General features: G+C 41.0%; 10 protein-coding genes. 7 read left to right on the top strand and 3 right to left on the bottom strand.

What is annotated here, in order from left to right; all coding sequences use genetic code 11:
• Positions 1-245 precede the first annotated feature (245 nt).
• Positions 246-1,187, top strand: a complete 942-nt coding sequence (locus tag BMY50_RS04940) for a hypothetical protein (protein WP_093319384.1) — start codon at positions 246-248, stop codon at positions 1,185-1,187.
• 48 nt (positions 1,188-1,235) lie between these two features.
• On the opposite strand, the gene BMY50_RS04935 is transcribed toward BMY50_RS04940, so the two are convergent.
• Both BMY50_RS04935 and BMY50_RS04930 read right to left on the bottom strand, forming a co-directional pair.
• Positions 1,236-2,441: a GAF domain-containing sensor histidine kinase gene (locus tag BMY50_RS04935; protein ID WP_093319379.1), complete on the bottom strand. Its 1,206-nt coding sequence runs from the start codon at positions 2,439-2,441 to the stop codon at positions 1,236-1,238.
• Between the two features lie 248 nt (positions 2,442-2,689).
• Entirely contained in the window at positions 2,690-3,127 is a 438-nt protein-coding gene (locus BMY50_RS04930; RefSeq protein WP_093319374.1) for a VOC family protein, read from the bottom strand.
• Positions 3,128-3,426: 299 nt separating this feature from the next.
• Between BMY50_RS04930 and BMY50_RS04925 the strand changes: the two genes are divergently transcribed.
• Entirely contained in the window at positions 3,427-5,124 is a 1,698-nt protein-coding gene (locus BMY50_RS04925) for a GH39 family glycosyl hydrolase (protein ID WP_093323590.1), read from the top strand.
• Between the two features lie 157 nt (positions 5,125-5,281).
• Positions 5,282-6,910 (top strand): beta-N-acetylhexosaminidase, encoded by a 1,629-nt coding sequence (locus tag BMY50_RS04920; protein WP_093319369.1) that lies wholly within the window; start codon positions 5,282-5,284, stop codon positions 6,908-6,910.
• A gap of 69 nt (positions 6,911-6,979) precedes the next feature.
• Here BMY50_RS04920 and BMY50_RS04915 read toward each other — a convergent pair whose 3' ends face one another.
• Positions 6,980-8,587, bottom strand: coding sequence for a polysaccharide lyase (locus tag BMY50_RS04915; RefSeq protein WP_093319363.1), 1,608 nt, complete (start codon positions 8,585-8,587; stop codon positions 6,980-6,982).
• Between the two features lie 268 nt (positions 8,588-8,855).
• On the opposite strand from BMY50_RS04915, the gene BMY50_RS04910 reads away from it, so the two are divergent.
• From BMY50_RS04910 to BMY50_RS04900, 4 genes are all read left to right on the top strand, one after another.
• Positions 8,856-9,068, top strand: coding sequence for a hypervirulence associated TUDOR domain-containing protein (locus BMY50_RS04910; protein WP_093323587.1), 213 nt, complete (start codon positions 8,856-8,858; stop codon positions 9,066-9,068).
• Between the two features lie 71 nt (positions 9,069-9,139).
• Positions 9,140-9,601 (top strand): aldo/keto reductase, encoded by a 462-nt coding sequence (locus tag BMY50_RS28560; RefSeq protein WP_262496884.1) that lies wholly within the window; start codon positions 9,140-9,142, stop codon positions 9,599-9,601.
• Entirely contained in the window at positions 9,574-10,143 is a 570-nt protein-coding gene (locus BMY50_RS28555; RefSeq protein ID WP_262496883.1) for an aldo/keto reductase, read from the top strand. Before BMY50_RS28560 ends, BMY50_RS28555 begins: the two co-directional genes overlap by 28 nt.
• A gap of 296 nt (positions 10,144-10,439) precedes the next feature.
• Complete coding sequence (locus BMY50_RS04900; protein ID WP_093319359.1) at positions 10,440-10,991, top strand: YciE/YciF ferroxidase family protein; 552 nt, start codon at positions 10,440-10,442, stop codon at positions 10,989-10,991.
• Positions 10,992-11,001: the final 10 nt, after the last annotated feature.

The following is an 11,001-nucleotide window of genomic DNA, read 5'->3' as shown; positions in this document are numbered from 1 at the left end:
TGTTATCCTATTTAATATCTCGGGAAGAACCATGCAAAAAGAACCGATATAGGTTAACATGATGGCAAGACTTGCTTTATCCGTATTTCATGATGAATTTACACTGGGTTAACTTCAATAACGGTAAGGACCGTTTGGTGTAAGGAGATTGCCATTCGGTGTAATGTTTTTTGCAAAAGCGTAAACAATCGCTTTCTTTATATCAACAGACACTAAATCTATTTGTATTATCATTAAGAGAAATTATGGAAGCATTAGCAACGATTAGCCCCAGATCATTAGCCCTTATTCATTCTCAATACGCAGATCACTCAGGTAACGAAAACAATCAACGCTTCTTAACCCAGAAGGAGATTTTTGAACTTATTGATGTGCATACGCCATATTATGCTCTTCAGGACGTATTTGTATTAAAAGAGAATATAGTAGCGGCAAGAGTGACATCTGAATCGGCTATTGGGTTCGAAGAATGGCCCATTACCATGGCGGAAGCCTGCCGGCACCTTGCTATTCTTGGTTCTGTTGCTAGCGCCATGATGAACCCAACAAAATCGAAACATTACTATTTGGCGCATAAAGGAACGTATAAGCGTGTATCAAATAAAAAATCAACACCAGGTAAACAATTAACATTACTAGCCGAATGTGTTTCGTTCGATAAGAGGCTTGCCATGGCAAAGGCTTGCCTTATAGATGAGGAGAATGAGCTGATTTGCGGTATTGATGTTAGCTTCCATGTAATTCCCCAAGGAATGTTCGGCAGGCTCTTTGCACATGGCTATAGAGATTACCTCCCCACCATATCAAGCCCTTACATACATAAAAATAAACTCCATGATCTGCAGTTCTACGATGTAAGAGCGACAGCCACACTGGGCGAGATTGAGGAATACCACTGCAGCGGTCATTTTCCTAACTATCCGGCATTGCCTGTAGCGGTATTGCTCGGTGTGCTACATGATCTTTGTATACACCTTGTTCACCACCTCACAAATAGCGAGCAGGCTAAAATTATGGTTGAAGAGTGTACTTTAACGGCCGATAACCTAGCCATGGTTGCTGACACAGTTTCTTTGGAGGTGGAGCAACTAGCCCGCACCGGTACTGATTTCAGACTTCGTGGTATCGCAAAAACCGAAGCAGGAAAAATTGTGGGAGATATTACTACCTTTATTTGCCTAACTTAAATGCATTGATGGTATTCCTTTCTAATAAATAAGGTTTTCCTCAATACATTAATTGCTTAGATCGTTGGGCATATTAAAAACAAAGGAGGTTTCTTCGTCGGTAGAGAAGACCTGAATAGTGCCATCATGGGCCTTTGCAATTTCGGAGGCAATAAATAGCCCAAGGCCCAAACCACGTTTTTTGGAACCACTTTTTGTTCTAGAGAAGGGTTCAAATAATGTAGCGATTTCTTCCTTCGGTATTTTAGTTCCACTATTGCTGATGGCTAGTGAAAACATGCTAGGCGTACTTGTTACTTTAATATGAACGGCGTGATTTCTATCTCCATGTTTAACAGCGTTACTCAATAAGTTCGAAAACAGCTGGCAGATGCGCCTGGAGTCGCAGTTCACGGCATGCGGTAAATCAAATTCAGTCGTTATATCGACATCTGTAGCAACCATCTTGGTTTCAAGAATCACCTGTATAAGCGCATCCTCTATCGAATCAATAGAATGACTATCAATTGATATACGTTCACCAAGCTGCTTACGGGCAAAATCCATTACATTTTCTACCATCTCTTTCATGCGATGGGCTGAGTTGTTCAACATCTTGGCAATACGCTTAATGTTTTCATCCGCTGAATAGCGGCTCAACAGCTGCCCGGCATTACCTACAGCGTTAATAGGATTTAACAGATCATGTCCTAAAATGGCCATGAAAAGCTCTTGGGCTTCCTTCGCTTTTCTTTCTGTTTCCAGTTCCCGTTTGTAATCGGATAGTTGGTCACCAGCGATCATGTTACTTGAAATAAGATCTGCATAAATACCAAAAAGTCCGGCTATTTCGGGCGCATCAAGGTCTGCCGGTTGGGGATCAATAGCGCACAAGGTGCCAAAGAAAGCGCCGTTCTTCAAAAATATAGGAAAACTGATATAGCTTTGAATGGCGTATTTTGCGGGGGTGTGGTGGTCTACATACTTCTTATCGAGTGCTACATTACTGATAATTACCGGTTGATGGTGTTGCCTGATCTCATTGCAGATGGTGGTAAGTACCTCCAACTCTCCACCGGGTAAAAGTCCGAAATTAATCTTGTCTTTTACGGCGCAGGCAATCCATCGATCTTCTGTTACGCGGGCAATGGCTGCGAAGCCCATGCCAGTTGTGCGGCAGATGATTTCAAGAATCATTGGCACCGAGCCAATGTTAGCGATTGCCTCTATATCGGCTTTAAAGTCTTTTATTTCAGAGGTGTCATCATTCTTCATTAATTGAAATCTTTACAGTTTAGGATTAGCTACCGTAACAAGATGTTGTCTAATTGCTGATAAAGATAGTATTTTAAAATGCGGAATAAATAATTAAAACAATAATTTTTTAGTTACTAATTATAAGATGGAAGGGTAATAGCTCATCGAAGGTATGTTGATGGCAAGCAATGCATCCCATGTGTCTAAGCTTAAAAAAGGGGACGTGATTAGCCACGCCCCCTTAATCAGTTCGGATATGTTTTTTACTAGGGTGTTTTTGGCGATGAATCATAATTTATCATCCAACATATACCGAATTTATCTTTAAAACTGCCAAAATAACCGCCCCAGAACTGCTCTTGCATGGGCATTTCTACTTCACCGCCTGCAGATAAATTTTGAAAGAGGTGGTCTGCTTCCTCCCGACTTTCCGGACTGATACAAATGTAATTGCTATTGCCCGCCTCAAGTTTTTGCCCCATAGAAGGCACCGTGTCGGACGCCATTAGCATATCACCACCTTTAATAGGTAGTGCTACATGCATCACCCGGTCTTTTTCTGCTTCGGTAATACCCTCGCAGCCGGGCGAATCGCCCATTTTCATGATGCCACCGGCGAATTCGCCACCAAACACAGATCTATAAAAATTAAACGCTTCTTCGGCATTGCCGTCAAAGTTCAGATAGGGATTCATCTTTGCCATGATTGTTTTTTTTAGATTTATTACTATGTTTATTTATATATATACACACTTTACTTGGTACTTTGTTTTGTCTTATGAACGCTTGTGTATTCATAAACCAAAATTAAAATGTGGATGTCTTGCTTGGAAACAAAGCTATAGAAAATTCTATGGAGATATTAGTATATATACGTCAAACAAAGGGGCGGATTGCGACTTCCAATGCCTCTTTTTAGGGTGATTATTACGAGAAGTTTGATAAATGTTATTTTTACAGTTATATTTGGTATATCAGATAAAAACCTAAGATGATAACAGATATGCATAAGACATTAAGATGTCTCTTTCTTCTAATTTTAACGGTTGCTAGTATAGGTGTCAAGGCACAGCAGGCCTCGTTAGTTGAAAATTCCATTGAGGTAGATCTTCAAAAGAAAATAGCTCCCATGAAACCTGTATGGTCATGGTTCGGATATGACGAACCGAATTATACCTATATGAAAGATGGTAAAAAGCTCCTTTCGGAATTAGCTGAGTTAAGTCCGGTTCCCGTATACGTCCGCACGCATAGCTTATTGGTAAGCGGTGATGGTAAAGCGGCGTTAAAATGGGGTTCAACTAATGCTTATACCGAAGATACAGATGGCAACCCAGTTTATGACTGGACCATCATCGACAGTATTTTTGATACCTATATTCAAAGAGGGATGAAGCCCTTGGCCCAAATAGGGTTTATGCCCGAAGATTTATCTTCAAATAATCCCAAACCTTACAGACATCATTGGAAGCCGGGAGATCCCTATACAGATATTATAACAGGTTGGGCTTATCCGCCAAAAGATTATAATAAATGGCGTGATCTGGTTTACCAGTGGGTAAAACATGCGGTAGAACGCTATGGAAAGGCGGAAGTAGAAAGTTGGTATTGGGAAGTTTGGAACGAACCTAATGGGCATTACTGGATGGCCAGTCAGGAAGAATTCTTTAAACTTTACGACTATGCGGCAGACGGTGTTAAGCGCGCATTACCAACAGCTAAAATAGGAGGGCCCAATATAGCTGGAACATCGGGTAAGAAGGCTACAGAGTGGATGAATAACTTTATAAAACACTGCATATCGGGCACCAATTATGCCACAGGAAAAAGAGGATCTCCTTTAGAAGCGTTACTTTTTCACGCCAAAGGGGCGCCACAGTTGGTAGATGGTAGGGTAGTGATGAATATGGCTCCACAAATGCGCGATATTGCTGCTGGTTTTCGCATCGCCTCTTCTTATTCGGAGACAAAAGATTTGCCCTTAATTATTGGTGAATCGGATCCTGAAGGGTGCGCAGCCTGTGGTATGGCTACCAACCCGGAAAATGCCTATCGCAATGGAACCATGTATTCCAGCTATACTGCAGCTTCTTTTGCACGGAAATATTTGTTGGCCGACCGTGCCAAGGTGAATTTTCTGGGAGCGGTATCTTGGTCCTTCGAATTTGAAAACCAACCTTGGTTTTATGGTTTCCGTGACCTAGCAACCAATGGCGTTGATAAACCGGTATTGAACGTTTTTAGAATGTTTGGCATGATGAAAGGCGATCGTATAGGAGTTGAAAGTGACAGAATGTATCTTTTAGAAACAGTACTGGATTCGAGTATCCGTGGTCAAAGAACTGATATAGGGGCGTTTGCTACGAAAGATGAAAAATCTGCCGCCGTGATGGTGTGGAATTATCACGATGTTGATAAACAGGGGCCTGCAGAAACTGTTAGCGTCGTTCTCAACCACGTGCCGGTAAAAAAGGCAATGCTGAACATTTATCTTATCGATGATGAGAACAGTAATTCATATGAGGTATGGAAGAAAATGGGTTCACCGCAAAAACCTACTCAACAACAAATAACGAAGCTTGAACAGGCCGGTCAACTAAAGTGTGTTTCCAGCAGCACGATCCAAATAAGTGAGGGGAAAACGGTAGTGCCGCTAAAACTGAAACGGCAGGCGGTAGCGTTTATCAAGCTGGATTGGTGACAAAGCCTCGTGCCATGCCGAGATAATTAGTGTTTACTCCTAAGAGCATTTACAACAATTTTCCTTAAATTGACCATTTTTTGATTGAGTGTTATTTGTAAAGCGCTAATACAGCCGCTGCTTATGATGCAGGAGCCTCTAATATATTGCTATTGCTATGAAAAAACTGGTCACCGTAATCTTTGCTATCTCTTTTTTACTTTTCGCAAAAGCGCAAACACCGGCCATTATACCTCAACCTGTTCAGGTTAAGCAGCATCTAACGGAAGCTCCATTTCAATTAAGCGAGAAAACGACAATCTACCTTAACAATCCCGCATTAAGGCATATTGCAGATTTTTTAAATGAATATCTACAAAAGTTATATGGTTTTACCTTACCCATCACAAGTGATAGTACTGCTTTATATGGTGATGGGTTGCATTTGGCTGCTGATTCCATGATCTTTAAAGACCTTAAGGGTTATCAGTTAACCTCTTCAAAAGAAGAAGTGTATATCCGAGCAGCTAATCCGGAAGGTGTTTTTCAGGGTGTACAAACATTGATTCAGCTATTGCCCGTTCAACAAAGCGTTAACTTACTCATACCAGCAGTAGATATTTTGGACTATCCACGCTTTGCTTACCGGGGTATGCACCTAGATGTAAGTAGGCATTTTTTTGATGTTTCTTTCGTGAAAAAATACATTGACTACCTGGCTTTGCATAAGATGAATTATTTTCACTGGCACTTAACAGATGATCATGGCTGGCGTATCGAAATCAAAAAGTATCCAAGGTTAACTGAAATAGGTGCATGGCGTAACGGAACGATTATAGGCTTATATCCGGGTACCGGCAACGATGGCAAACGCTATGGTGGATATTATACGCAGGAAGAGATTAAAGAGGTTATCCGCTATGCGAGTGAACGTTATATAACCATTATCCCGGAAATTGAAATGCCCGGTCACAATATCGCCGTATTAGCGGCATACCCCGAATTCAGCACCACCCCTAATCAACCTAAGCAGGTAGCGCAAACATGGGGTATTTTTAACAAATTTAACAATGTACTGGTACCTTCTGACAGTGCCTTTCGTTTTCTGGAGAATGTCTTGACAGAGGTTATGGATCTTTTTCCTTCCTCTTACATTCACATAGGTGGTGATGAATGCTCGAAGATTTGGTGGAGTAAATCTGCTTTTTGTCAAAACTTCATTAAAAAGAAAGGTTTGAAGGACATGAAGGAGCTGCAAAGCTATTTTATACAGCGCATTGAGAAATTTGTAAACAGTAAAGGCAAAACAATTATTGGCTGGGATGAAATTTTGGAAGGAGGGTTGGCACCTAACGCGGTGGTCATGAGCTGGCGAGGGGAAAGCGGTGGGATCGCTGCCGCGCGACAGGGGCATAAGGTAATCATGACGCCGGAAAAATTTTTATATTTTAATCATGCTCAATTTGCTAAAGACGATTCTTTAACTGCTGCGAGGTATTTGCCACTCGAGGATGTATATCGTTATGATCCGGTACCGGAATCCTTGAACCAAGAGGCTGCTGCCTATATATGGGGCGCACAAGGGAACCTCTGGAGCGAATACGTAGCCAACCCTGCTAAAGCGGAGTATATGCTCTTTCCACGTTTAGATGCATTGAGTGAAATGTTATGGACGCCAAAAAGTCAGCGAAACTATACCGACTTTTTAAAGCGTTTAAATGAACAGTTAAAACGTTACGATCTAATGAATGTGCATTATAGTAAAAAATATGTGCAGGTCGAAAATGCTAACAAGACGACTAGATGATAGGTATGGCGCGCTTGAAACGCGTCCATACCAGGCCAATACCTATTATACCAAAGGAAAACCAAAAAATCATTTCTGTGCTAAGGTGTCAAAGTTATTCTTGGGATCTTTCCAATTTACTTTTTTAGCGGGGTTGATGTTATGAATATACTTTTCAATGTTCGTATACCCATCGCCATTTACATCTTCAACTGCATCGGTAGCATCGTTGGGATTCAAACCAAATTTTAGTTCCCATTCATCGGGCATCCCATCATTATCTGAATCTTTATAAGGGCTGCCCTTATATTCGGGGTAACCGCCTACTTGGCTAATGTCTGTTATGATTCCATCTTTATAGCTTACCTTTCCACTTTTGATCTGTGTTACAATTCTGTGGTCTACTGCGTCTCTTTTAGGAAGCATTGCACCCGCATTGGCCAACACGAAACTATAGGATTCCTTCGCACTCATAATATCAAATGGTGCATGTCGAAACGGGGTTGTTACTTTTATATAATCGGTGTAAGGATCTGCATTTGGATTTCCTTCTTCCTGTACACCGCCATCCCAGTTGTTTTTTGTTACACGCTCATTGCCTTCCATAATATTTCCGTTGATATAGGCTCGTCCATAAACTTTTTGAGGTAGTTTATTTCGTCCCGACTGAACTTTTAAAATCCGAAAGCCTACAGGGCTATCTTTAGGTGTGGCTGGCCCGGGTTTAAAATAGTTGTTAAAAATATTGTACATGGAACGATAATCTCCACCATCTATGGAGCGATACTTCCAGTTAAAAATGACGTTATTGCTGGCAGTGAAATCTCCATACATGCCAATAGATGGATTTCGTGCTGTATTACTTGCCCAAATATTACGCATAAAAGTACTGTTAAAACCACCAATTGTACTGCCAAAGGCGTGATTATAGGTATTTAAGGCCTCGGAGAAAATGGAATTCTGTATCGTTATATTTACCGTTGGGAGTTTCTCTACTTTAGAACCATCTTCTGGATCGTACATATGTCGGTACATCGACATGTTTTCATCTAATCCCCAACTTGCGGATACGTGATCAATCATGATATTTCCTACCGGGTTACCACCAATAGCATCATCCCGCCTGCTCTTGTCGGTCTCCCCACGTCGGAAACGCATATGTCGGATTACGACGTCATGTGTATTGAGCCATATCGATTCTCCTGCGATACAAACACCATCGCCAGGAGCGGTTTGCCCGGCAATTGTAATGAAAGGCGCTCTTACAACAACCGGACTTTTAAGCTTGATAATACCTGCAACATTGAAAACAACCACTCTAGCGCCTCCAGCTTCACAAGCTTCTCTGAGTGTGCCCGGTCCACTATCAGCTAGGGAGCTTACCACATAGACTTTTCCTCCACGACCACCAAAAGAATAGGCTCCCCCTCCTTGAGCGCCAGGGAAAGCAGGGATTTCTGCCTGAACCAAGTCGCCCGGTGTTGAAGCCCAGGGAATGAAATGTTTGCCCTTTTTACGGTCTTCATCAACGATGGCGGATACTTTCTCCCACTTTTGCTCTGAATCATTTTTCACACTATCCATTACATTGTTTTCATCTGCAGAATAATTTTCTGTGATTTTAGGGAATTGTGCACTTGCCGAATTAACCGTTAAGGCTGCAGCAATCCAAAGTGATAATTTAACAGTTCTTTTCATCTGTTTATATTTTGTTTATTGATGTTATGTTTGTTGATTAAGGTATCCATGAGCTCGCGGGCTCGGTAATTAGTTAAAGCCCAAATATAATCGCCTTGAAAAAAGTCTATATATAAGATGTTTACATGTTATTGTAACATGTTACCTTATTATTCGGCGATGTTTAATTTGTATGTAGGCTTACCCGTTACGGGAATTTTGACGCTTCATTAGATTGATAGATTTCAAAACCATATTTTATGCTGCCTGTTATCTATTAAACGCTAAAATGGAACGGAAATTTAAAATAGGCGACCATGTTACTTGGAACTCAGAAGCAGGCCATGTTTCTGGCACAATAATTAAAATACATACCAGTGATTTTCAATATAAAAACTATACACACCATGCTGATGAGGATCACCCACAGTATGAAATTAAGAGTGACAAATCAGATCATATTGCGGCCCATAAAGGCACAGCATTAAAATTGGTTAAATAAAATCATCAGGCAAACACATGCTAAAAATCCCTTACTAATAATTAGTTTTTCTTACCGTATAATAATCTACTATGGAAACTTGGATAAAAAAGAATGCTTTTCAGCTAAATGAGCAGTTGGGATTAGGCGGCGTACCTATAGGTACTGCGTTTGAGAAGATATCAGAGAGTGAAGCACAGTATATTTTACAGAAGGCTTGGGATCTAGGTGTTCGTTATTATGATACATCGCCCTGGTATGGCCTTACGAGAAGCGAGCGAACATTTGGCGCATTTTTGAAAGATAAGCCCCGGGAGGATTTCGTTTTCTCCACCAAGGTAGGTAGGCTTTTTCGTAAAGTTCCGGAAAACAAGGTGCCACCAACCATGTGGCTGGACCCATTGCCTTATGATTTTGAACATAGCTACACGGCAGATGCCGTTAAAAAAGCGATAGCCGATAGTTTGGAAAGAAGTGGGCTGATCATATCGATATTGTATATATACATGATCTCTCAGAGGATCAAGTGGGCGACCGTTATCCTTATTTTCTGAAGCAGGCAGCTGAAGGAGCATTTAGGGTATTAAGTGATTACAGAAGTCAGGGACTTATCAAAGCTTGGGGAATGGGGGTTAACAAAATAGAGCCTATCCTCGATTGTTTAAGCATGGCCGACCCGGATATTTGTTTATCTGCAACGCAGTATTCCATTATAGAACATGAAGATGCTGTTGACCGCCTTTTACCCGCGGTAAGGAAAGCAGGTGTTCAACTGGTGTCGGGCGCAGGCTATAATTCAGGTTTTATTTCTGGACGTAAACGTTATAACTATAAGGATGTTATACCGAAAGGCTTTGAGGAAAAGAGAGACCGCATCAGTTTGATAGCAAGAAAACATGGGATAGATATCATCACTGCTGCTTTACATTTTGTATTGGCGGCAGATGAGTTTGTATCTATTATTCCTGGAGCAAGCAGGCCCCAGCAGGTAGAATTGAACGTAAATGCTTTAAATAGAACAGTGCCGGCGGCTTTTTGGCAAGAATTAAAAACGGAGGGACTGATTTATGAAAATGCCCAGGTGCCCAGTCAGTAAGTTGAACTTAATTTGAGAGTATATAATACGCGAAATAGGACACAGAAAAAAGCCTGCCAAAGTTTATAATTACAATCATTTTTTTAAAAAAATATTCGCTTACCGTGTCTTATTTTTTGTGCACATGACATGTACAGATAAAAAATGCACACTGCTGGATGTATTGATGAATCGGTAGGGTTGTTGGGTAATACTAATTGTTACAAAAAATACTCATAAGTCATGAGTTGTAATAATGGATTCCAAGAACAATATAATTCACCTTATTAATAGGTAATATCATTAAAACCATCGATATGAAAAATGAAACAGGCACCGAGCCTAAATTTAAAACAAAAACTTCTGTGACGGCAGCACCTGCTCTCCGCGAGTTGTTTTTGGACGGCATCATGGACATTTACTGGGCCGAAAACCATTTGGTAAAAAATTTACCTAAAATGGTAAAAGAGTCCACTTCTGCTGAACTTGCTACTGCAATCGAAAATCACTTAAAAGAAACGATAGAACATGTGAGCCGGCTTGAACAGGTATTTGAATTGCTTGGGGAGAAGGCCATTGCAAAGAAATGTGATGCTATGGAAGGATTAACTAAAGAGGGGGAAAGCATCATTGAAAGTACGGAGGCCCAAACAGCGACGCGCGATGTGGGTATTATTCTAGCTGCCCAGAAAGTAGAACATTATGAAATTGCCACCTATGGCGGTCTCTACCAATTGGCTGTTACGCTGGGGCTGGATGAAGTGGCGAGTCTTTTAGAACAAACGCTTAAGGAAGAAAAGGCAGCTGATGAATTATTAACAGCTGTTGCAGAAAATAATGTGAACTACCAGGCTGCTGATGAAGCCTAATAATAAACAA

Origin of the sequence: Olivibacter domesticus (assembly GCF_900109575.1) — a bacterium.
Lineage (GTDB): Bacteria > Bacteroidota > Bacteroidia > Sphingobacteriales > Sphingobacteriaceae > Olivibacter > Olivibacter domesticus.
This window is presented reverse-complemented; position numbering and strand designations above follow the sequence as displayed.